This window comes from Methanobrevibacter sp. UBA212 (genome assembly GCF_905233225.1).
GTDB lineage: Archaea > Methanobacteriota > Methanobacteria > Methanobacteriales > Methanobacteriaceae > Methanocatella.
Genome location: NZ_CAJODJ010000001.1, coordinates 69,820 through 92,146, shown reverse-complemented (window position 1 = coordinate 92,146; position 22,327 = coordinate 69,820). Strand labels below are relative to the sequence as shown.

20 protein-coding genes are annotated in these 22,327 nt (G+C 38.1%); 2 read left to right on the top strand and 18 right to left on the bottom strand.

The annotated features are described in order from the left end of the window. Window positions 1–7 precede the first annotated feature (7 nt). Window positions 8–4,891 (bottom strand): C1 family peptidase, encoded by a 4,884-nt coding sequence (locus QZ138_RS00280; protein ID WP_292884757.1) that lies wholly within the window; start codon window positions 4,889–4,891, stop codon window positions 8–10. Between the two features lie 108 nt (window positions 4,892–4,999). On the opposite strand from QZ138_RS00280, the gene QZ138_RS00275 reads away from it, so the two are divergent. After that, window positions 5,000–5,395 carry a hypothetical protein gene (locus tag QZ138_RS00275; protein WP_292884755.1) on the top strand — a complete coding sequence of 132 codons (396 nt, stop codon included), beginning with the start codon at window positions 5,000–5,002 and terminating at the stop codon, window positions 5,393–5,395. Here the strand turns inward: QZ138_RS00275 and QZ138_RS00270 are convergent. Next, window positions 5,387–6,364, bottom strand: a complete 978-nt coding sequence (locus QZ138_RS00270; RefSeq protein ID WP_292601252.1) for an Mrp/NBP35 family ATP-binding protein — start codon at window positions 6,362–6,364, stop codon at window positions 5,387–5,389. The two genes, QZ138_RS00275 and QZ138_RS00270, sit on opposite strands and share 9 nt — an antisense overlap. Window positions 6,365–6,390: 26 nt before the next feature. After that, complete coding sequence (locus tag QZ138_RS00265; protein ID WP_292884753.1) at window positions 6,391–7,722, bottom strand: FAD-dependent oxidoreductase; 1,332 nt, start codon at window positions 7,720–7,722, stop codon at window positions 6,391–6,393. 90 nt (window positions 7,723–7,812) lie between these two features. Here QZ138_RS00265 and QZ138_RS00260 point away from each other — a divergent pair, with 90 nt between their 5' ends. Next, window positions 7,813–8,436, top strand: coding sequence for a CatA-like O-acetyltransferase (locus QZ138_RS00260; protein ID WP_292884751.1), 624 nt, complete (start codon window positions 7,813–7,815; stop codon window positions 8,434–8,436). On the opposite strand, the gene QZ138_RS00255 is transcribed toward QZ138_RS00260, so the two are convergent. The 15 genes from QZ138_RS00255 to QZ138_RS00185 all read right to left on the bottom strand — a co-directional run bounded on the left by QZ138_RS00255 (window position 8,433) and on the right by QZ138_RS00185 (window position 22,273). Continuing rightward, window positions 8,433–10,061, bottom strand: a complete 1,629-nt coding sequence (locus QZ138_RS00255) for a hypothetical protein (RefSeq protein ID WP_292884748.1) — start codon at window positions 10,059–10,061, stop codon at window positions 8,433–8,435. The genes QZ138_RS00260 and QZ138_RS00255 overlap by 4 nt on opposite strands. A gap of 64 nt (window positions 10,062–10,125) precedes the next feature. Further along, window positions 10,126–10,452: a TIGR04076 family protein gene (locus QZ138_RS00250; protein WP_292884745.1), complete on the bottom strand. Its 327-nt coding sequence runs from the start codon at window positions 10,450–10,452 to the stop codon at window positions 10,126–10,128. A gap of 16 nt (window positions 10,453–10,468) precedes the next feature. After that, the gene (locus QZ138_RS00245; RefSeq protein ID WP_292884742.1) at window positions 10,469–12,793 is read right to left on the bottom strand and encodes a hypothetical protein; all 2,325 of its coding nucleotides are present in this window, start codon (window positions 12,791–12,793) and stop codon (window positions 10,469–10,471) included. Between the two features lie 62 nt (window positions 12,794–12,855). Next, window positions 12,856–13,365, bottom strand: coding sequence for a hypothetical protein (locus tag QZ138_RS00240; RefSeq protein WP_292884739.1), 510 nt, complete (start codon window positions 13,363–13,365; stop codon window positions 12,856–12,858). Then, complete coding sequence (gene npdG / locus QZ138_RS00235) at window positions 13,352–14,041, bottom strand: NADPH-dependent F420 reductase (protein WP_292601265.1); 690 nt, start codon at window positions 14,039–14,041, stop codon at window positions 13,352–13,354. The genes QZ138_RS00240 and npdG overlap by 14 nt, the downstream gene beginning before the upstream one ends. A gap of 9 nt (window positions 14,042–14,050) precedes the next feature. Further along, window positions 14,051–14,602: a DUF2284 domain-containing protein gene (locus tag QZ138_RS00230; protein ID WP_292601267.1), complete on the bottom strand. Its 552-nt coding sequence runs from the start codon at window positions 14,600–14,602 to the stop codon at window positions 14,051–14,053. 43 nt (window positions 14,603–14,645) lie between these two features. Further along, complete coding sequence (locus QZ138_RS00225) at window positions 14,646–14,990, bottom strand: hypothetical protein (RefSeq protein ID WP_292884737.1); 345 nt, start codon at window positions 14,988–14,990, stop codon at window positions 14,646–14,648. A 10-nt stretch (window positions 14,991–15,000) separates the two neighbouring features. Further along, window positions 15,001–16,365, bottom strand: a complete 1,365-nt coding sequence (locus QZ138_RS00220) for an MATE family efflux transporter (protein ID WP_292884734.1) — start codon at window positions 16,363–16,365, stop codon at window positions 15,001–15,003. A 4-nt stretch (window positions 16,366–16,369) separates the two neighbouring features. Beyond that, window positions 16,370–17,722 carry a CCA tRNA nucleotidyltransferase gene (gene cca / locus QZ138_RS00215; protein WP_292884731.1) on the bottom strand — a complete coding sequence of 451 codons (1,353 nt, stop codon included), beginning with the start codon at window positions 17,720–17,722 and terminating at the stop codon, window positions 16,370–16,372. A 5-nt stretch (window positions 17,723–17,727) separates the two neighbouring features. Next, window positions 17,728–18,285 (bottom strand): RNA 2',3'-cyclic phosphodiesterase, encoded by a 558-nt coding sequence (gene thpR / locus QZ138_RS00210; RefSeq protein WP_292884728.1) that lies wholly within the window; start codon window positions 18,283–18,285, stop codon window positions 17,728–17,730. 8 nt (window positions 18,286–18,293) lie between these two features. Next, a complete protein-coding gene (locus tag QZ138_RS00205) occupies window positions 18,294–19,424 on the bottom strand; it encodes a 3-dehydroquinate synthase II (RefSeq protein WP_292884725.1) in 1,131 nt (376 codons plus the stop codon). 8 nt (window positions 19,425–19,432) lie between these two features. After that, the gene (locus QZ138_RS00200) at window positions 19,433–20,224 is read right to left on the bottom strand and encodes a 2-amino-3,7-dideoxy-D-threo-hept-6-ulosonate synthase (protein ID WP_292601278.1); all 792 of its coding nucleotides are present in this window, start codon (window positions 20,222–20,224) and stop codon (window positions 19,433–19,435) included. 423 nt (window positions 20,225–20,647) lie between these two features. After that, window positions 20,648–20,788 carry a hypothetical protein gene (locus tag QZ138_RS00195; RefSeq protein WP_292601282.1) on the bottom strand — a complete coding sequence of 47 codons (141 nt, stop codon included), beginning with the start codon at window positions 20,786–20,788 and terminating at the stop codon, window positions 20,648–20,650. 131 nt (window positions 20,789–20,919) lie between these two features. Then, window positions 20,920–21,435 (bottom strand): SAM-dependent methyltransferase, encoded by a 516-nt coding sequence (locus tag QZ138_RS00190; RefSeq protein WP_292884722.1) that lies wholly within the window; start codon window positions 21,433–21,435, stop codon window positions 20,920–20,922. Next, complete coding sequence (locus tag QZ138_RS00185) at window positions 21,428–22,273, bottom strand: pantoate kinase (protein WP_292884720.1); 846 nt, start codon at window positions 22,271–22,273, stop codon at window positions 21,428–21,430. Before QZ138_RS00185 ends, QZ138_RS00190 begins: the two co-directional genes overlap by 8 nt. Window positions 22,274–22,327 lie beyond the last annotated feature (54 nt).

The following is a 22,327-nucleotide window of genomic DNA, read 5'->3' as shown; positions in this document are numbered from 1 at the left end:
GTAAAAATTACCTCACAATCTTAACTGTTTTTTTGATGCTGGTTTTAAGATAGGTTATGACCATTTTATATTTGCCTGTCTTAAACAGGCTTTTAATCTTGATTGATGCCATTCCCTTCTTATTGGTTTTGGATTTATAGGTTTTACCATTGATCTTGAATTTTACAGTTTTTCCCTTAATTGCCTTGCCTTTTGATGTTTTTAACGTTGCAGTGTATTTTTTAACAGAATATCTTTTAAACTTCTTGTTTGAAGCCTTTAAAATCTGTTTCACAACAACATTATTTGACACCTCAACTCCATTATACTCACAGGTTAAGACATACGTTTTAGGAAGTAGGTTTTTAATTTTAAAGACAGCATAACCATTTTTATCAGTATTAGCATTATAGGCAACACCGTTCAGCCTGAATGTTACTGTTTCACCAGCACCTGCAACCTGACCGTTATCATCATATAAACGAATCTTAAAATCACTTGCATATGAATAATCAACACTGACGTCCTTATTTCCTGTTATTCTCTTAACTATTGTCATGCTTTTAGTCATGTTCAGACCTGTTGCAGGATTTTCAATGAAAACTTCATATTTTCCAACATTAAATTTATTGGACAGGCAGGCAACGCCATAATCATCTGTTTTAACGTTATATTCATTTCCGTTAACTATGAAAGTGACTTCACTATTTGCCAATGGAGTTCCGTCAGATTTTAGGAAAGTTGCCTGATAATCATAGGCACTCAAATAAGACCGGATCATATCTTCAGCTTTAATTGATGAATTTCCCTGAATCTTTTCGGAAATTGTTAAATAGCCATCCCTGCTTATCGGATTATAATTTAAATCACCATTAAAGAAAACTGTATATGAATATGTTCCGCAATCCAAATCATTAATGGCAAAACTTGCTTTAGAATCTTTCAGCTGTTGAGATAATGTTTTATTATTAAATATCAATGTTACATTGCCCTCTGAATCATTTTGAAATTCCACATTTATAACGACATCACATCCGTCAATTATATGATGAACCAAAAGATTAGGATTCAGTTTATTGCTGATGAGAGCAGACCTTTTAGTTTCAGCCGCTTTGTAGTTCAAATCCCCTGAAAAAGTTACTGTATAGTCATAAATCCCATTATCCAGATTATTGATTTTAAATGATGTTTTGCCGTTTACAGGTGTTTTTGTAAATTTCAGTGAATTGAAATTAAGAGTTACGCTTCCCGCAACATCTTCTGGCAATTCAACACTGATTGAAACAGAATTTGCATTAATAATGTCTGTAACTTTCAAATCAGCAGTTTTTTTAGCCTTTTCAAGAACTTCCAGTGAATCGGTTAGTGATGCCGAATTATATTTCATGTTTCCATTGAATTTTATTGTATAATTATACTTGCCCAAACCAAGTTCAGGAACTGTAAAGGTTGCCTCACCATTTGAGGCCTTAGAAGTTATTGTCTGTGATTTGATTGACAAGACAATTTCGTCATCAATGTCCTTTGGCAGGTAAACCTTAATCAGTGCGGTTTCGCCTTCAACAATATCATCATCAAATATTGACAGTGCAGGAGTAATTTTGACCACATTGAAAATTTTGTGAGCAGATGCTTTTGAGTAGTATTCATTGCCATTGAATGTTGCCTCCGCTTCGTAACTGTTTGCAGATAATGTATTTTCAATTGATATTGCTCCAAAACCATTGGATACATTTATTGGATAGTTTTTTCCATCTATTAAAACGTTTACTTTATCCGTTATGTTATTTGACAGTTTTACTTTTATCTGGATTTTTTCACCGACAGTCACATCGGCAATTTCAAGTGAAATTGCTGGTTTTGCTGTTGTTACCTTAACTGTTTTATTTGTTGTTTTACTGTTGAAGTCATCACTTTGGGCTGTTTGCACACAGATGATATAATCCTTTGGGGACGGATTGGACAGGACAAATTCCCTCTGAGTGTATGTATCACCATTTACATGAACTGTAAAAGACAATGGGATTTCTTCGCCGATAGAATTTGTAATGATAATTTTAATCGGCAAATCCTGACCATATTGAATATCATCGGCAATGATGCTGATGACGGGAGTGTCACGACCTACATAAACAGTTTTTGATATTTCAGAAGAGTTATAGTATTGATTTTCAAGGTATGCGGCATGAATTGTATGGGAACCTGCCTTCAAATAAGTGTCAAGAACTGCAGCGGAATTGACGACATTGGACTTATATGAGGTTCCATCAACTGCGAATTCCACTTCCCCTGTGTTTATAATGCCTCCGTTTTGGTCTAAAACCTTGACTTCAACTGAAGTGTTATTCACATTTAAAATCTCAATTGATGTGTTTAAAACAACCTTTGGACCTTCTTTGGTAAATGCCTTGAGACATGCCACCTGATTGAAATAGTTATGGCCACTGTCCCCACTGCCAAAACTTGATTCGTAACCGCAGAAATCAGTCCATGCAACACCATCGAAACTGAAATATGACACACCCGGCTTGAAATACTGCTTTACCAATGTATAATCCGGACCGGATTCTGAAATGGGAATGTCTGCTGTGGAGCTGCATTCAATTTTAAGGGAAATGGTGAATGTGTCACCAAGTTTCAAAGGTATCTGCTCATTTAAGTTAATTGTCCAATATCCGGGGTTGGATTTGCCTGTTTGTGTTGTTTTTAGCTCATCATTTACAAAGACTTGTGCTTCCCAGTTTGTTGTCTTTCTGAAGTATGTTGAAAAAGCTGATAAAATATCACTGCCTGTTGAAGTGAATGTGTTCTTATACCACATTACCTTATTGTAAGTTGGAGTTAGGAAATAATCAGTGAATGCTGCATCATACTGGTAATTTTTATTAAATCTTAATGTATCATTGAATACAACCGCAAAGGAATTATATGATTCATCATATACCCTGAACAATGATTTGTCATAATAGGAAACATAGTAATATCCTCCATCTCCACGGTGTGGGCCATAACTGTTTTTAATTATCCATGCTCCTGCTCCAGGAGCTCCTGAAATTGTCTTTGCATCATCCCATCCTACAACGGATATCGCATGATTTCTCGCTTCATTACCGCTATAGTAGTAATTATTTCCGTTTAAATAAGAACTTGACCAATATATCTCGGAACAGACCGCCCCGTAATCCATAATTGCTTTTTTGATAGCATTATTATCAGTGAATGATGTTCTTTGCAGGAATAAAATATTTTGAACGTGAACTGCACTGTTGATGATTGGAGCGATCACATCCCAGTCGTCAGTCGGGTCAAGGGAGTTCATTACAGGTCCCGCCCAACTTGTCAGATAACCATAAACAAATGGATACTTTCCGCCATTGTTTGTCTCATATCTCCAGCCAATATCCGAATAGATATTCGCCAGGTTTTTAAGGTTTCCTTCTGACAATATTATTTTCTTTCCTGTTGCCTTTAGGATTGCTGATTCAAGTGTTGCCATTGTTGCAAATGCCCAGCAGTTTCCACTTTGACCCTGATCTTTAACGGAGGTTACTCCGTTAACTGTTCTTAAATCATATTTTGATGGAAGTGTTCCTGCATATGATGACTTGTATTGAATCATCTCATAATCATCACTTCCTATGTTCAATGTGATTGAATCAGTCTGATATAAATCATTATGCTCTGATGCGGTGTTTGATGTATATGTTGGATTTGTAATCCTATTAACAAGATTGGTGAATGCAAATATTGCACCGGCACTTCCATTAGCTTGATTGTTTTGGAAGATTCCACCATTTACTTCAAAGTATGTTAAATTATCTGCATAGATTGCTCCACCATGGTATGCTGAATTTTCATAGTAGTCAGAACCAGTTGAAGTCAATCTTCCAAACATTGAAAACACAGCACCACCAGTCCAATTTGCCTTATTTGAACTGAAAGTGGAACTGGAAATTGTTACCGGAGACCTCAATGATGCTAAGGCCCCTCCGATAGCCGCATGACAATTCAAAAATTGGCTGTTTTTGATTGATGCTGATGTTGCATTAAATACATAGATGGCACCGCCGGCATCATATAATGAATAATCGTTTATAAATTCACAGTTGTCAACTGTTAATGCGGCTCCGTTCAAAACAGATATTGCTCCTCCACCGTTTTCCGCATGATTGTTTTCAAAACGGGAATTGGAGATGGTTACAGTTCCTTTTTCCGAATATATTGCCCCTCCATAAGCTGCAAAATTATTTCTAAATATGCAGTTATCGATGTTGATTGTTTGGGTTGATGATGAGCCTCCGCCAAAAATACTGCCCCAATCCAATCCTGTTGAGGCGGACTGTTTAATGGCACCACCATAAGAGTTTCCATATTTATAATTGTCAGATTCCGTTTCTATCTTAGCTACTCCGCTGTCAAAAATTGTGTCGGTGGCAGTTAAGGTTCCTCCAGATGTCTGAATACTTCCTCCCTTAATTGTAATGCCGGTAAAAGTAATTGAATTGCCTGTTGTGATGAAGGTATCGCTTCCAAGATACTGCAAAATGGTATTGTCTTTATTCTCACCAATAAAGCTCAATCCCTCATATGATATGAATGAAGACAATGGACTGCTTATACTATAGGTTCCCTGCTTAAAATGATTTTTAGAACCTAAATTAGAAGAAGTAACAGTATTATATGGCCTAGATTGACTGCCATCACCACCAGATGATGCTGATGCATCAAAATATACATCGCTTGCTCCTAATATTTCCTCATCATCACTACTGCTTATTGTAGAGTTTTCACTAACTGCACCACCATTTTCACTTATAACTTCATAAGTGGCGTTATCAGCAGCAAAACTAACCGGAATAGCAATGATTAATAAAAATAATAGGAATAAAATAAATCTATTCTTATTAATCAAAATTTCACCTCAAGTACGTACAAGGGTATTTTTGATTTTATCAAATATAAAAGTTTAGTTTAGCCTAAATTTAATAGATATATATTAAAAAAAATATAATATAAGACAATGAAAATTGAAGAAATAAACCATCCGGAACTTAAGAACTACATTAACCTGGCATATATGCAGGGTGAAAACGGAAATCAGGAAGCCGTCCTGAAAATAGAGGAAGATATGAAGAAATACCTGAAGGACAATGTCTTCATAATATCAGTCGAGGACAACGAGCCTGTTAAAATTCCATACGGCAATGACGGTGATTATATAGTTCCCATCTTTACGGACAAAAGGGAATATGACATGGGCATGCAGTATTTCTCATTGAATGAGATGGCCGAAAACAAGGATTATATCATTGAAAAAACAGATTATTTTAAAAAATTAAAAGAAGATCCTAATTTCTTAGGATTTCTGGTAAATATAAGCAGCGTAAGCTATATAATCAACACTAGCTTACTCTAAAAACTCTTTTTTTATATCTTCAACAATTTCAACAAACCTTTTTGACACTTCGTCATCAGGGTCAAGAACTGAAATGGTTGCATCTTTGGTAGGAGATTCGGCAACGCTTTCCTTGATAGGCAGGTCTCCAAGATATGTGATTTCCATTTCATCAGCGAATGTCTTGCCGTTGCCTTCGCCGAAAATGTGAAGCTTTTCATCACAGTGAGGGCAGATATAGTATGCCATGTTCTCGATAAGGCCAATGTTTTTGATGTTCATCATCTCAACCATCTTTACACACTTGAGAACATCTTCCTGTGAGACCACATTCGGTGTGGTAACCATCAATACCAAATCGGTTTCGGGAATTGACTGAAGCACGGTCAAAGGTTCATCCCCTGTGCCCGGTGGGTTGTCGATTACTAAAAAGTCCAATTTGCCCCAGTGTGCATCACTGATTAGCTGTTTTATTGCACCGGTTTTTTGAGGTCCTCTCCAGATGATTGGCCTGTCCAGGCTGTCAATCAGAAACGCCATTGACATCACTTTCAATCCGCTTTCGGTTTCAACAGGAAATATTGAATGCTGATATTCCTTTTTCTTCTCTTCAATGAATTCACGCTGTTCCTCTTCAGGCAAGCTGGTGTCAAGACCCTCTTCAACAAGTTCTTTAAATTTATCAAACTGATATTGGTTGAACTGCTCTTCAAGCATTTCGATACCAAGCATCTTAGGAACGTTCGGACCGTGAATATCCGCATCAAGGATACCTGTCTTGTATCCCATTGCCTGCAATGTCTCGGCGATGTTGGCTGCAACGGTGGATTTTCCTACTCCTCCTTTTCCACTCATTACAACAATCTTATGTTTAATCTGGCTTAAGTTCTTAGCCAGTCTGATTTCCTGCTGCATCATTTGCATTTGTTGTTCCGGAGTCATCTGACCCCCATGACCGTGATGGCCATGTCCTTGACCATGTTCTGGCATAATTATCATCTCCAAAATAATTTAATTTAACTGAATTTTTTACTGACTTCCTCAACAGCGAGGATTAATGGGTCGGTAACCATTGATACAGGCGGTGCATAAGCAAATTCCATATTGCTTAAATCAAAGCAGGTCAAACCTTCTGTAATGGCCAAAGTCATTGTATCGATTCTTTCAGCCACCCTTTCTTCCGCTATGATTTGACAGCCTATAATGGTTCCGTTTCCATCACAAATAACTTTGATATCCATTGGTTTTGCATTCGGATAGTAGCGTGCTCTTGTAAGTGCCTGCACTTTCTGTACAACGGGCCTGATACGGTTTTGCTGTGCGAAACTGGTGGTGTATCCGACAGCACCGAATTCCAGCTTTCCGACCTTTGAAACCATAGAATTCAATACAGGATTGAATTTTGATTTTTTATTACATATTGTACGGGCCAGAGTTTTTGATTCACGAACTGCAGTGGTACCCAATTGTGAAATGGTATTTGAACCTAAAATCAGGTCTTTTGACTCAACACAGTCCCCCACTGCATAAACGTCTTCAACTGAGGTTTCCATTCTGTCATTTACAAGTATTGCCCATCTTCCGATTTCACATCCGGCCATTCTTGCAAGATCCAGTTCGGCCCTCACTCCTGTTGCCATGATTACCATGTCGGCGTCATATAATTCCTCATCGCCAAAGCATGCCTTTTCAACCTTGCCGTCACCAATCAGTTTGGTTATAGGTTTTCCCAGGACTACCTGTATTCCTTCCTGTTCCAGATATTTCACCAGAATGTCTGACATGTCCTTGTCAAGTGATCTTGGAACAATTTGAGGAAGCATTTCACTTAGGATAACATTCAATCCTTTTTTCTTTAGGGCAAATGCAATTTCAATACCGATTAAACCGGCACCTGTGACGATAGCGCTTTTGGCGGTTTCCATAGCTTTTTGAACCCTAATACCATCATCAATATTTCTGATTCTGAATACTCCATCCAGTTCAACCCCCTGCATTGGAGGCACAAACGGATTTCCTCCGGTGGCCAAAACCAGTTTGTCGTATTTTAAAACTGTATCTTTGCCATTTTTTTCATAAGTCACTGTTTTCTTGTCGGAATCGACTGTGGTCACTTCGACTTCAGTGATTACTTCTATATTTTTTTCCTTATAGTCTTCGGGAGTTCTCATGACAATGTCATCAAATGATTCTATTGTTCCTGACAATACGTAAGGAATGGCGCATGGGGAGTATGCCACCTTGTTGTCTCTTGTGAGAACTGTTATTTCTATGTCTTTGTCGAGTTTACGAATATTTGAAGCTGTGGATATTCCTCCAGCTCCTCCACCTACAATTACTACTTTCATTATAACAAAACCATCTATGATTTATAACATTAATATTTATTATCGAAAACATATAAAAAACTAACTATTAATAAGAATTTAGGTTAAAAAATGAGAGAAATTGAATTTAATTTGGATGAAAATCCCTTTATAAATTTATTATCAGCACGCTATGCGATGTCTGCAAGGGTCAATGTGGAAAAGATGTGGAACTGGTGCCATGAAAACGACAAGTCATTTTTCATAATGAGCATGGGATGCCTCATGAATGCAGTCAATTCAGTTCCTGAACTTAAAAGAAGAATAATAGATGGAAAGGTTGTTGAATATGACTATCTTGACGGAGTATCTCCAATAATGGATGAGGGAAACGAAATCTATAAGGAAATGAGAGTCAAAGTGCCTCAGGAATTTGACGATATCATGGCCTGGCATGACTATGTCAGGGAGTTGTCTTCAGACATATTGTCCGGCAAAAAAGAGGGATTCTTCATTGAGATGGAAAAGAGGGACTTGACAAACATTGCAAACTTCTCCTGCATTCCATGGGTTGACTTTGACATGATCACCAACTGTGTCGCTTCAGGCAATGCAATCCAGCCTTTGATAACATGGGGAAAAGTCAACAGTAACTTTGAAATGAGCGTTTCCATAACCGTTTCCCATATATTTGTCAACGGCAGGGAACTGGCCCATTTTTATGAAAATGCCCAGAATGAATTCAACAGCATTTAACGGCCAATATTTGGAATTCTTTCATGGACATTTTGCCTATTCCATTTTCCGCCCATGCTGGAATAATAGTTCTTCAATTGCTTTTTGACATTTTTTGATAATTTATATTTTGGCTTAACGACCAGGCCAACTCCCGCAAACTTGGATTTCAACTTTTTAACGGATACCCAGTTTGTCGGAATATGTCTGCATCCGTCATTGTAGCTTCCATATGAATTGCTCACCAGAACCTTCTTGCCGTCGGGACTTACATCTATAACTGATATGTAGTGATTTCGAAGAAATACTATCAGTGCACAGCCCTTTTTCAATTTTTTCATTGTCTTTTTAAAGGAATCGCCATAGAAATATTTTACGCTGCAGTGATTTTTTTCTATAATCCTTTTAAGAACTGGAATATTGATTCCGCTGGTCACATGGCCTTTTTTCTGGAAGTATTTTTCCGAATGGAAATTCTTCAGAACCTGACTGCAGACGCTGGCGGATGTAGGTCCGCATGTATATTCGGTATTTTGAACATCACGAACTTCAGAATAGGTATATGATTTTCCCTTAAGGGACACTGTAACCGTTTTTGGCCAGTAGTTGTACTTATTCTTCTTAACGACTTTGGTATATATCTTCCTTTCAATAACATTCCATTTTTCCCGCTTGAGAATGTGATAAGTCTTTGGGGAAAGCTTTGTTTTGAAAAAGGTATATTTTGACAATTTGCCATATAGATACAGACCATAGCTGTCCCTTTTCATGACTTCACGATAATCTGATTTTCTTAGAATATATTGAGCGTCACCATCTCCCATCACAAAGTTTTTAGGCATCAAATCAACATCGGGAACGCCGCCTTTGGTTGGAACCTTCTTCTTTAAAGGATTTATGACATTGCCCTTAATGCATTTGACCATTTTGGATTGCTCAATGCCAACATATGATACAGTGATCTTATAGGTTTTGGGGCTGACATTAGGCTTAAAGACAACAAAACCCTCCTTATTTGTTTTCATTTTAAAAACCTTATTTCCAACTCTTATTGTAATCATTTTATTGGAAATTGCATTTTGCGGGCCATGCAGATAGACTCTAAGATATCCGTTGGTAAGAAGCCTTGAATTTCCAATCTCGATTGAAACCGCCTTTAAAATTACTACGTTGATCGTTTTGGAAAATTCATTGTATCCTGCATCGCCATTATAGGAGACTTTCAAATCCACATTTGACTTGGCCATGTTTATATTGATGGCGAACTTGCCGTTTTGACCTGTGGTTTTTTTGTAATCCTTTCCGTTAAGGTTTATGATTACTGTTTTTCCGACTACCCCATTTCCGATTGAGTCAGTCAGATACATATCATAATCTTTTCCCTGCACAACATAATTGGAATCGGTTTTAACGGTTAGATCCTTTTTTGATGAATCATTACTGCTTGAATTATCTTCAGAAATTCCCAATAGATTTGGATTGCCATTATCGAAGCTTGAAATTTCCTGAACCGTAGTATTGATTGATTTCAATTCATCTTCACTATCTGCCTGGACAATATCGGTTGAATTCTCATCGATAGCGTATACTGCTCCAATGGTTAAAAATAATAATGATAAAATAAATAAAAACTTCAATTTTTTCATCATAATAAAGTTAAATTTAATATTATATAAAATTATGGCAATTTCAAAACAAAATTTTAGTTAACTAATCGCCTTTTGATTCAATGTCAGTTGCCTCAAGTTTCATGATTACCGGCCTGAGGCCGTCATTGCATGACACGATTGCAACACCTGGAGTTTTAATCCAATCGGAGTAATACCATATCTCCTGAACTCCATGCGCCAAGGCAAAGACGTACTGATATATCGCTTTCCATGCCTCATCACAGAATCCGTCAGGCTTTGCATAATCGGCATAGTATACCTCGCCTTCCTTCATTAGAGGGCATGTTGCAAGGCCGTCAACTCCGTATTCCCTTGCAAGGTCTTCCTGAAGGGTTGTCTTCAAAATGGTAATCCTAACTTTTTTCATAATATGCCTTTAAAAATTATCTCTTAACTGTGATTTTAGCGGACTTGGATAAAGCTGTATAATAACTGTTGCCCGCATATTTGACAGTCGCAGTATATTTACCTTTCTTTTTTAATTTAGTAATTTTAAAAGTGGCTCTTCCTTTTGAATTGGTCTTGGCAGTATAGGTTTTCCCCTTAACCTTTAATTTGACCTTGATATTTTTCATCACCCTGTAAAGATTATCTTTTAAAACTATGTAGAACTTCTTGGTCTTTTCTTTTGCATAATATTTCATGTTGGATACAATCATGTTTGGTTTTGCCTTTTTGACAGTGATTGTGGCGGAAGATGAAGCCTTGAAATATTTATTGTCACCATCATAGTTTACCAAAACATTATATGACCTAGGAGATAATCCTGTAGTAGGCACCAATACCTGACCGTTACTGTTTGTCCAGTATGTTTTTAATGCGCCATTGATATTCACTTTGACCGGAGCGTTTCTGAGTATGGAGCCGTCGGAATCATGAAGGTTAATGATTAAAGGATTATTTATTCCGTAAGTTGCAGTTACGCTGACCACATAAAATGAGGTGGCCTTTTTGATATTGATATATCTGGTGACCGGATCGACATTGTAGTTATTGTCCTCAACGCTCACAACAAGGGTAAACTCACCCAAATCCAAATCGACAAAACATGTTCCTCCACTCAAACAGTTTGAAACGAAGACCACATTCTTGTTCATGTCATATATCTTCACTAATGTCTTTATATTGTTGATGTAATTTTGAGAATCGGATAACTGTACTTTAATCTCGCCGCCAAAACCATAAATAGCTTCAAAATTTGAAACTTCCAATAGATATTTTGGCAGATTGTCATAAAGGTGGCAGTTTACGATGGATGTCCTGTAATGGGCTCCTCCTGTGATGTTGGCCACATTTCTTGTGAAATTTGAACTTACTGCAGAGCCGCTGTACATTGCTCCTCCAGTATTTGCACGATTTTCAACAAATGTGCACAGCACTGCTGAACCTCCATAGATTGCACCGCCCTCATCGGCATAGTTTTTGAGGAAGAAACAGTTTTCAGCAGAGTTTGCATACATTGCCCCACCTGTTACCGCATGGTTTTCTTCAAATCTTGAATTTTTTGAATCCCCTTCAATGGCTCCTGCCCTGTATGCACTGTTGTCAATGAACAGACAGTCTTCAGCATATCCTTTTATTGCACCGCTTGTTTCGGTTGCATAATTACTTATGAAAGTACAGTTTTTGGCAGAGCTTCCATACATCGCACCGCCTTCGTGAGCATGGTTTCTTCTGAATTCACAGTCCACGGCATAAACATTGGCCAATGCTCCGCCCATCTCATTAGCATAATTGTTGATGAACTTTGAATTTACAACTGAATTGACGTTTCCTGAAATGGCTCCCCCATAGTTTGCATGATTGTCCCTGAACTCGGAATTGCTGACATATGCCATGTAGACAGCTCCTCCCTCATTTGTAGCGTAATTGTTTACGAAGGTACAGTTGTCAGCTGAACATCCGCTGCCCCCAATTGCCCCTCCAATGGTTGAGGCAAAGTTGTTGATGAACTGGCAATTCAATAGGATGGCCTTTGATGCTGCCCCATATGACTTTGCGGAATTTCTGGTGAATGTACAGTTGTTTGCGGAACTTCCCTCCATTGCCCCTGAACTTATGAGAGCAACATTGTTTGTGAATGTTGAATCGGAGGCATAGGTATCATATATTGCACCACCATATGTTGCATTGTTGGACTCAAAGCTGGATTTCACTGCTGATCCGTTATAAATTGCAGCGCCATAGAATGCATCATTATTTTTAAACACACAACTTTCGGCATAACCATTATACATGGCGCCGCCGTAGTTGTCTGCATGATTTCCTATAAATGTGCATCTTATTGCCCCATAGGTGTCTCCGGTGATTGCACCTCCATTTACGGCTTTTCCGTTAAGAAATGTGATTCCACTTATAAAGACATTGCTGGAGGTAACCTTGAATATTCTTGCACTGTTGCAGGCGTCAATTTTATTTCCATTACCAACTATGTTTACCGGCCTGTTAATGACAATCCCATCTTTAAAACCGGAATCGGTACTTTCATCATATGCATAACTATGAAACAGGTATATATGGGTGTCGGTGCTATTATAAATCAGTTGATTCAATTCTGCGAAACTTTTTGGAGGTTCGACTTCTGATATGTTTTCATTATCATCATAATTAACAACATCATTATCACAAGTTACATTATCTTGCGCATAAACTGTTGAGAGGGCAAATAGACTTGCCAGAATAATTATAATAACAATTTTTTTATTCAACAAACACCCCAACTCCAAAATCATTCAATATATACAAATATTTGTTAAGAATACTATATAAACTAATTTGTTTTAATTTGTATTTCATTGATGATTTTTTGCAGATATTTCTTTTTTAAAACAAATTCACGCTTATTTGCCAATTTGTCACTTTTTGGTTGGGGCACTTTTTCGTCCAATCTTGAAGCCCCCAAAAATCTTGTGTCCCCTTCCCTTAAGATGTGGGCGTTACCATTGTCAATGGCATTTTTGATGATGGTGTAATCTTCAAAAAGGATATCAAAATCATTGCTTAGGTGATATATCTCCAAATTGGTAATGAGGCCTGTTTCATCATGCCAAACGATCAGTATCGATTCCTTTTCAAAGAGCTTTGAAAATGAAATCAGGTCAAAATAATCCAAATCAGCTATCCTGAACTTGTCTGAGGGATATCTTCTGCCGCAGACTTTGGTTGAATACTTAAGAGGAGCTATAAAAAAAGTTTTTGATTCATTTAAGGTGACTTCATCGATATTTTTTCCAATCAATGCCTCAAATGAATCCATATTAATCAAATCAGTCTTTGTCAAGTGCAGGAATTCCTGTAATTCTTAAACCGCCATAATGTGATTTGTATTTAATGTTTAAACCAATCAGCAGAGGAGTGATCTTTTCGATGATCCTTGCCTTTTCAAGAATTCCACAGTCAATTGTCTTGATTCCAGGTATTTTGTCAATGATTTCAGCAGCTGTCGCTTTTGCATCTGCATCATCGCCTGCAATCAAACAGTCACAGTCAATTTCATCAGGAATGTTTGCAAGGTGTGAATTTGAGATGTTACAAAATGCACAGATTACCTTAGCGCCGGTTCCATCCAGAATGGAAGCGGTTCTTTCAGCAGCTGATCCTTCCATAAGGTCAATGAACCTGAATGGCTTTCCGCCGATTGCAGTTTCCAGTGGCACTGTAGCATCCATGACAATCTTGTCTTTACAGAACTCCTTGATGCCTTCAACAGTCGGTTTTTGGGCAGCTAAAGGAACTGTCAAAATCAGCACGTCACCTTCACGGGCAGCATCTTCGTTTGCCATACCTACCATGTTAGATAAGTCATAATCCGCCAATTCTTCTTTTGCTTTTGCAACTACATCAAGTGCCTTTTCCTCTTTTCTTGAACCGACAATTACATCAACACCGGCAATGGCCAATCTTTCTGCAATTCCCAGTCCCTGTGGTCCTGTTCCGCCTATTACACTTACTTTCATGATTTCACCCTATTTCCTTTCATAAAGCAAGCCGCCGACAAACATCAAATATTCAGGCAGCTTGCCGTCATGAGCATATTGTATCTTTAATCCGAAAATGTCCTCCACAGTCCGGTCGACATCAGCCCCCAATGCCTCCAGAGGGTAACGCATCTTAAAGGGCATCTTGCATTGCATGCCGAATTCCCTTGTGCATTTCATGCATAGATTGCATTTGCCTAAAAACAGTCCCTGTGAATCCTGATTCTCCAGGACATAGATTTCATTCATCAGCCTGGCCTTGAACCTTTCAAATCTCTTCAAAATATTATTCAGTTCAATTTCAGAAAAAGTGTGTTCCAGTTCCTCTTCGGAAAATTCTATTTTGAATGCAACTATCTTGAGTTTATTGAATGAGTTCCATAGCTCATCAACATCAAAGTCAAAAGGAGGATAGCTCCAGTTATATCCAAGCATCTCCTGCTCTTCAATGCACAGTTTGGAGAATTTTTCAAAGTCCACATAGTTCTTATAGTATTCTTCGACATCAACATCGGCTGTGAGTTTTTTAATTTCGGACATGATTAATATTATAAAAATTGAATATAATAAAAGTTTCTAAAAATTATCCGTCAAGCACACGGTTGAGGGCGATTTTTTTATGATTGTAATTTAATGACTTGTTGGTGTCGTTCAGCGATTTCTTTAGGGTATTGACAATCGCATTTATAAGCTCATCATCAAAATCAATGCATTGGCCTCCCCTGAATTCACAAACCCTTGAAATCTTTTCATCCTCTAAAAAGTCAATGTATTCCTTCCAGTCATAGTCTATTTCATCAATCAGAAACTTGAGATCAAGCATTTTGTCGTTAAGCCTTGAGGCTTTCTTAAGTGCCTTCAACTCAATGTCTGACAATTCATCCAATTCTTTTTGGTCATATTCATAGATATATGTTTTTTCACTCATCAAATCACCTTCAAGCAGTGAAGTAATCCTTATGTTTGTTTAAATAATGGTTAATGTAGATATAATTGAAAATGCATCCTATAGACATTCCCACCACCATTCCGATATAAATGCCGATATCTGCCATATTGAATATGAATGCAAACAATCCGGCAAAGAGAACCTCTAAAACGAATGCCCTTAAAAATGTCAGGGCAAGTGATATTGTTCCTTTGCCCATTGATTGAAAAAGATTTCCCGCAAGTATGCCGAACGGCATCAATAAAATAAAGAAACATAATATATGCAGACATTCTACAACCCTAGCGGACAATATTGAAGCATTTGCAGAATAGGAAAATATGTATGATAATGGCTCTGCAAATACAAACAGGAATACGCATATTATTACGGAAGATATCAGTCCCAGCTTCACGCCATAATTAAGGGCTGTCTTAAAGTTAGCCAAATTGCGTGCCCCATAGGCGGCGCCGCCCACTGTCAATGCAGCCATTCCAATACCTATCAACGGTGCAATTCCCATTGCAACCAGTCTCCAGGTTGCGCTGTATGCGGCAACGGCAATTGTTCCTGAAAGCATTGTCAGCCAGTAATTCATCAGGATTGAAACGAATGACAGGATGAACTGTTCCAGACTTGCAGGAATACCTACAACCAGTATGTCCTTATATATCCCGAAATCCCTCTTGTACTCGCTCATCTTAACTTCCAAAAAGCTATCCCTTTTGTAAAACATCCAATACATCATCAAAAACATTGGAAGTGTGCCTGACAATACAGTGGCAACTGCTGCACCTCCAACTCCCAAATTGAAGTAATAAATGAATATCGGATCCAAAATCATGTTTATGACTGCCGTAAAAAGCAGAGGATATGATGCACGTCTGATTTCGCCCTGTGACCTGAAGACAGCGGCCATCATCGCAGGCAGAAATATCGAAAAGATTCCTCCAATGACAATGCTACCATATGTCATTGTCTCATCTATGATGTCTCCCGCCCCCATAGTCAGAAGAAGGGGCTTCAGGACTATCAGCATAAAGACGGTGGCGATAATCGTAACGATTATGCTTAACATTATCGAGTGGATTGCGCTGTTTCCGGCATTCCGATAGTCTTCGGCTCCGATATATCTTGCAATCAGGCTGTTGGAACCTGCTCCCAAACCGTTTGCAAAGCCGACCATCGCCAAAAATAGTGGAGTTACAAAACCGACAGCTGCAAGAGCATCAGGACCTAATCCCGCTACCCAAACACCATCAATAATATTATTAAGCATCATGAATAAGTTTGAAATGATGATAGGTAAGGCCAACTTATTTATTGCCTTTTTCGGATGGTTTACAATCAAATCGATTTTTTCAGTCTTTTCCATTTATTCACCTTGAAATGTATTGACCAGGATTGAGGAAATCATCCAAAAATTCCAAATCAACCTCATCAATGTCAATGAACTCATAGGTGTTAATAATGCTCTTTTTAAGATTTTTTCCAACTTTTATCAATCCGATATGCTCAGTTGTTAAAATATATCTAATCATGTCGACAGCATTGACAAATTCCCTTTTTTGCATATGGACCAAAAAGTCATCTTGGATATAACAGTTTTCACGGCCATATTTGGCAACGAAATTCTCACAGGCCTGTGTAATAAACACTTTAGGGCCAACATTTACCTTAACATTATTTAAGTTTGATGAAGCCATCTCTAAAAGGATGACACAATAGTCTATTTCATCGCTCCAATAGTCTGCCTTAAATACATTGAATTCCTCGCTATTCAATTTCCTTTCCAATGCCTGGCAGGTCTTCCTAAGCTGAGGATGGAGCGTGTCTAAAGGAATGTCCGGAATTCTGAATTTGAATGCAATCAAATCACTGTTTCTTGTTTCAAATTCTTTTAGAACATCTACCTTATTTAAATCTTTATTCAATGGATAAAAATAATCTTTTTTGTTATCAGAAAATATATAATTACGGGCTGACTGGATAAATTCGGCCATCTTATCCAATCTTAAAGCAGCACCAACATTACGATTCTTATCGGTAGGGTCAATGACTATTAACGGGTCTTTGAAATTTCCTGCAGTGCCATATTCTTCAATATCAATTTCATGACCAAATTTCCAATTGATGGCCGCCTTTAATGTTTTTTCAAAATCCCCATAAAAAAGAATTAACAATTCACATAAATAACCTGCAAATCCGCCAACCTTAAATTCGGAACCGTATGTGCCTGTCATTGCCATGAACCTTTTCAATAACAGAACTTCATCCTGCTGATTTTCGCTTAACTTACCCTTGATATAGCGGGTGTGCAGAATTGTCCTGTCCACCGCCGATTTCAACTGGTCGCCATCTTCGATTGCATAGCATGGCACAATATCGACTTCACATCCTTCAAGAAATGTTGTCACATACGGATGTGATGCATAATGATGCTGAGGAGTGATTCCAAACTCAACACAGCATTCATGTGCCAGATCAAGGCCATATCGCTTTAAATCTTTCTTATCGGTATCCAATGGAAAAGCTATAAAAATATCAATGTCTGACTTTCCTTTAAGTGCAGTATTTTTAGCGACAGATCCCACCAAGTTTATGGTGGCATCAATTCCCTTTTCATCACATGCATCCTGCAGGAACTTCATTATCTTATAGGATACGCTGTCAATATGCTCCTTTTCAGATTCAGTTGGCTTAATATCTTTTAGTATAGCTTCATAATCCATGGCAATCATAATTCAAATATTTTCAAATCCTCATATATCGGTCCGGCAGGTGTCAAGGTTGATTTCTTAAGGACAATACGGTCAACTTCCATCTCTCCGATTTCAACATCACTGAACTCTTCTATTGTTGATTTGACTTTATCCTTGCCTTTTGCTGATTTCATGCGTCCGATGGTGAGGTGTGTTGAGAACCTCTTGTCCTTATCAAAGCCCAGGCGCACAAATTCCTTATCCAGCTTATCATGAAGGTCCCTGATTATGGAATCCTCATCGATTCCAACCCAAATCACCTTTATGCGTTTATTGTTTGGAAAGGCTCCGCAGCCTGCAATTCTTATCTTAAAGGAATCGAACTGAGAGACAACATTAGTTATTGCCTCCTCAAGCAATCCCAAACCCTCGGTATCAATATCACCAAAGAATTTTAAGGTCAAATGAAGGTTTGCCAATTCCACATATTTTATTCTGGCATCGGTTTTTTTGAATTCCCTGATGATTTTGTTTATCTTAGGCTTTAAATCATCATCCAAATCAATCGCAAGAAACGCCCTTATCTGTGACATCAAAACACCTATTGTTCGATAATTGTCTCATCAATCGCTATTCCGAAGTGGCGTGCATTAGACTCGATGTAAACCTTTACCTTGTCGCCCGGTTTCACGTCAGCCACTGACAAAGGATTGTCGTTTTCATCGACGATTCTGATAGTTTCGGCATTCTGAAGAAGAGTTCTGATGATTTGGCCTTCATATTCCGCTTCAATTAGAATCAATGGCCTTCTTTCGATTTTGCTTCTTCCGACATAGGCTGTTCTGGTTTCGCCTTCGGTATTGACAATCAGCACTTCATCTCCGGCCACCAGTTCGGAGAGGTATCTTGTCTTGTTTCCAGGAACCATAACATAAGCCTGGACAGGCCCTGCATTTACCCTGAATGGACGTGATGCAACATATTCGCTTTCCAGACTTTCTGAGTGAACCAGAAACATTGATTTTGAATAGGATCCTATGAGCATTCCTTCGCCCGGCTTCATCATGTCGGTTGTATCAACGCAGACACGGTCACCTGATCCCAATGGCTTCACATTGGTGACAGTTGCAATCTTGAGTTCATATTTTGCCTGTGACGCTTCGACAACCTCCTGGGCGATTTTCTTGATTTGGTTAAATTCATTAGCTTCAAATATCACGCCATCAGTTCCGTGCTCAAGTGTTTCGAGTGCCACACGGGCACCGTCAAGATCACGGACTGCAGCAATGATTTCAACATCAACCTTCTGCAGGTCTGCAATAATGTTTTCAAGAGGAATGATTGTCCAGTCGGTTCCCACAAGAATGATATAATCTACAATTTCACCAAGCCTTACAGCCAATTGCTCATGTGCCTTATCAGTAATTACTATATATGCACATACTGTTTTTCCTTCGCTTTTTGCTTTTTTTGCATTTGCAATATCAACTGAATCCTTAAAGTCCTCATTCAAATCTATGAATCCGTCTCCTTCACCGTTTATTCCGACCAGATATATGTCGGCATCATCGCTGTTGGAGATTATCTTCACGTTTCCCAATTTTCTGATGTTTTCAATGTCATCCAAATCGAGCACATGGTCAATTCCTGATTCCAATGCTGTGGTAATCATTTCCTTTTTGTCATCCCACACTTCATCAGGTGTTGATATCCAAGCGAACTTGTTTTGCATTATTCCACCTAGTCCAAGAATTTCATGGCTTCGTCAACTTCAGCGTCATGATGGACTATCTCTGAAATTGCACGGGTGATTTTTCCAGGATTTTCGGCCTGGAAGAGATTACGTCCGAACGCAACTCCTGCTCCGCCAACTTCAAGGGAATCCTTTACCATCTGCAATAGTTCCTCATCGGTGTCTATTTTCGGACCGCCGGCAATGACTACAGGCACGATTGCTCCTTCTACAACTTCCTTGAATGAATCAGGGTCTCCAGTATAGTTGGTTTTTACAATGTCAACTCCAAGTTCGGATCCTACACGTGCCGCATGCTTTACGAATTCCACATCATGCTCATTTTCAACTTTCTGGCCTCTTGGGTACATCATTGCAAGAAGAGGCATTCCCCAGTAGTCACAGGTTTCGGCAATGACACCTAATTCCTGAAGCATCTGGCTTTCGGTTTCTGAACCGAGGTTTACGTGAATGGATACTGCATCTGCACCTAACTGAATTGCCTTTTCGACACTTGTTACGGTAACCTTATCGTTTGGGTCCGGTGCAAGTGAGGTACTTGCTGAGAGGTGTACGATAAGACCTATATCCTTACCGTAACCACGGTGACCTTGTTTTACAATTCCCTTGTGCATTAGAATAGCATCTGCTCCTCCTTGGGAGATTTCTTCAACAGTTTCATCCATATCGATGATTCCAGGAATTGGTCCGCTTGACACACCATGATCCATAGGTGCTATTACAGTTCTACCAGTATTTCTATTTATGATTCTTTCTAAACGGATTTTTTTACCTATCATTTTTTACAACCTTTTTACTTATGAATTATATTTTTAGTGATTATGGTATATAATAGTAATTGTACACATTTAGACATTAATTTTAATGATTGGAAAAAAAATTTCAATTATTGTAAACATATAACGTATTAAAATCAATATTTATGTCTGAATAAAAAATAACAAGGCTAAAACAATATTTGGATGAATAATGAGAAACAGATATATAATTAAAGGATGAATAGAAAGATTTATCAAAATTAAATAAATTAAAGACAATTACTATTAAGTAGTAAACATGAATTAAGTGATTTTTACTGTGATGATGACTAGAATAAGATTATGAAAAAAAGATAATCACATTTGATTTCATAATTCTAAGAGGTCCAACAAAAAAATTTTTTCTGTATTTTGATCTTAACAGATATTAAAAAGAAAAAAGAATTAAAACGGAACAAAACGTTGTTCTCTCATTCTTTTCTGCAATTCTTTTTCTTTTTTAGTTAATGGCCTGTCTAAGCTATTTAAAAAATCTTCAGCTTCTTTACCATACAATATAGGAGTATCACCAATAGGTTTTGCCATATTAATACCTCCTTAATTTATCCTAATTCTTAATTTAGCATTAATCATTTATATAATTTGTGATTAGAGAATTATATGATTGTTTTCACCCTGAAAAATTGCTTTGAAAAAACCATACTATTTATACTTAACTATCTTTTGAGTTTTGGTGTCCACAAGTCGAATTCCTTTATCAATGGAGGAATGCCTGAATCATGATAGCTTTCAAGATAACCCGTGCTTGTACGGTAATCCTCATCACAGGCACTTGCCGAATTAAAGAACTCCAAAAGGCCACGGTTCCTTATTGCAGTATGTTTCGGTTTGAATGTGCTTGACCATATATAGAATACCTTGAAAACAGTATCCGGATGATATCCGCCACCCAAATCTATTGCCAATACATCACATGATTGAGTGATCTTATAAACTTCACCAATAATCTCATGCAGCCGAACATCTCCTGGAATGAAATTCACATTTTCGATGTTTTTCATCTCATCGATTGCCTCAGGAGAATTGTCAACTGCAATAACTTTGCAGCCCGGCGAAATCAGTTTTGTTGTGCCTCCCACATGGCATCCCAATTCTATAATAATATCGTCCGCTTCAACCAATTCCAAAAGGTCACGGCGATATTTTTTTACATCATAACTTAACTTAATCATAAACTATCCCAACATTGTTGAGTTTATCTATATGCAAGTTTTCAACTTCCTCATTTTTGAAGACATCTTCATTTTGCGCAAATGCAAATACCGTATTTCCAAGCATACCCATTGAACTACCTAAAATATCAGGTCTGGAATTAAAATAATCAACTAGATTTTTCACTTCATCTGACATCAGTTTTGTCTCATTGGAAAACCTGTTTGAAAAGTCCAGAAAATTTTTCAAGCTCGGCTTTTCCTCAAAGTACTCAAGGTACTTGAGACCAGCATCAGATATTACCTGATGGTGACGGGGATTTCGGATGATGCTTGAAGTTTCAATCCCGCCGAAGGTTTTCCAGGCAATGCAGACATCATGCTCGAATGACTTGATCTTGCCGATTCCGGGAGCCCCCGGCTCAACCCTTAAAACCAAACCATGGCCGGTTTGTGCAATGACATCGCCCAGGCCTGCACCCAAGTTGACTTCAGCCATGTGTGCAATCTGGCCGCACAGTTCGGTTGAATATCCAAGGTCCAAAAATTCGTTTAAGGCAAGAGTGAGACTCAGAGCCGATGCGGCTGATGTTCCAAAACCCGCTCCAATAGGCAGCTGGATATCCTGAGTTACCTTAAAATCAGTGTCGATTTCCATAATCTTTAAAACCTCATCTATTACGGTGGAGTCTCCCTGATTGACATCAATTTCCAACTCATCTGAATCTGATATGGTTGTCCTGACACCTCTGGACAATAAAAAGCCTGCACCGCATGATCCTTTCTTAAGAGTGATATCATGGTCTTCAATAGTGAAAAAACCGGTAATGTGGCCCGGAACAAAAACTGAATTTGACATAATAGATATTATGTTTTCAAAACAATTAAAATTTTTCTAAAAATAGCGGATAAA

What these genes read in the sequence shown, in the direction of transcription:
- QZ138_RS00275 (WP_292884755.1), top strand. Translation starts at nt 5,000, where the DNA reads ATGAAAATTGAAGAAATAAACCATCCGGAACTTAAGAACTACATTAAC.
- QZ138_RS00270 (WP_292601252.1), bottom strand. Translation starts at nt 6,364, where the DNA reads ATGCCAGAACATGGTCAAGGACATGGCCATCACGGTCATGGGGGTCAG.
- QZ138_RS00265 (WP_292884753.1), bottom strand. Translation starts at nt 7,722, where the DNA reads ATGAAAGTAGTAATTGTAGGTGGAGGAGCTGGAGGAATATCCACAGCT.
- QZ138_RS00260 (WP_292884751.1), top strand. Translation starts at nt 7,813, where the DNA reads ATGAGAGAAATTGAATTTAATTTGGATGAAAATCCCTTTATAAATTTA.
- QZ138_RS00255 (WP_292884748.1), bottom strand. Translation starts at nt 10,061, where the DNA reads ATGAAAAAATTGAAGTTTTTATTTATTTTATCATTATTATTTTTAACC.
- QZ138_RS00250 (WP_292884745.1), bottom strand. Translation starts at nt 10,452, where the DNA reads ATGAAAAAAGTTAGGATTACCATTTTGAAGACAACCCTTCAGGAAGAC.
- npdG (WP_292601265.1), bottom strand. Translation starts at nt 14,041, where the DNA reads ATGAAAGTAAGTGTAATAGGCGGAACAGGACCACAGGGACTGGGAATT.
- QZ138_RS00230 (WP_292601267.1), bottom strand. Translation starts at nt 14,602, where the DNA reads ATGTCCGAAATTAAAAAACTCACAGCCGATGTTGATGTCGAAGAATAC.
- QZ138_RS00225 (WP_292884737.1), bottom strand. Translation starts at nt 14,990, where the DNA reads ATGAGTGAAAAAACATATATCTATGAATATGACCAAAAAGAATTGGAT.
- QZ138_RS00220 (WP_292884734.1), bottom strand. Translation starts at nt 16,365, where the DNA reads ATGGAAAAGACTGAAAAAATCGATTTGATTGTAAACCATCCGAAAAAG.
- cca (WP_292884731.1), bottom strand. Translation starts at nt 17,722, where the DNA reads ATGGATTATGAAGCTATACTAAAAGATATTAAGCCAACTGAATCTGAA.
- thpR (WP_292884728.1), bottom strand. Translation starts at nt 18,285, where the DNA reads ATGTCACAGATAAGGGCGTTTCTTGCGATTGATTTGGATGATGATTTA.
- QZ138_RS00205 (WP_292884725.1), bottom strand. Translation starts at nt 19,424, where the DNA reads ATGCAAAACAAGTTCGCTTGGATATCAACACCTGATGAAGTGTGGGAT.
- QZ138_RS00200 (WP_292601278.1), bottom strand. Translation starts at nt 20,224, where the DNA reads ATGATAGGTAAAAAAATCCGTTTAGAAAGAATCATAAATAGAAATACT.
- QZ138_RS00195 (WP_292601282.1), bottom strand. Translation starts at nt 20,788, where the DNA reads ATGGCAAAACCTATTGGTGATACTCCTATATTGTATGGTAAAGAAGCT.
- QZ138_RS00190 (WP_292884722.1), bottom strand. Translation starts at nt 21,435, where the DNA reads ATGATTAAGTTAAGTTATGATGTAAAAAAATATCGCCGTGACCTTTTG.
- QZ138_RS00185 (WP_292884720.1), bottom strand. Translation starts at nt 22,273, where the DNA reads ATGTCAAATTCAGTTTTTGTTCCGGGCCACATTACCGGTTTTTTCACT.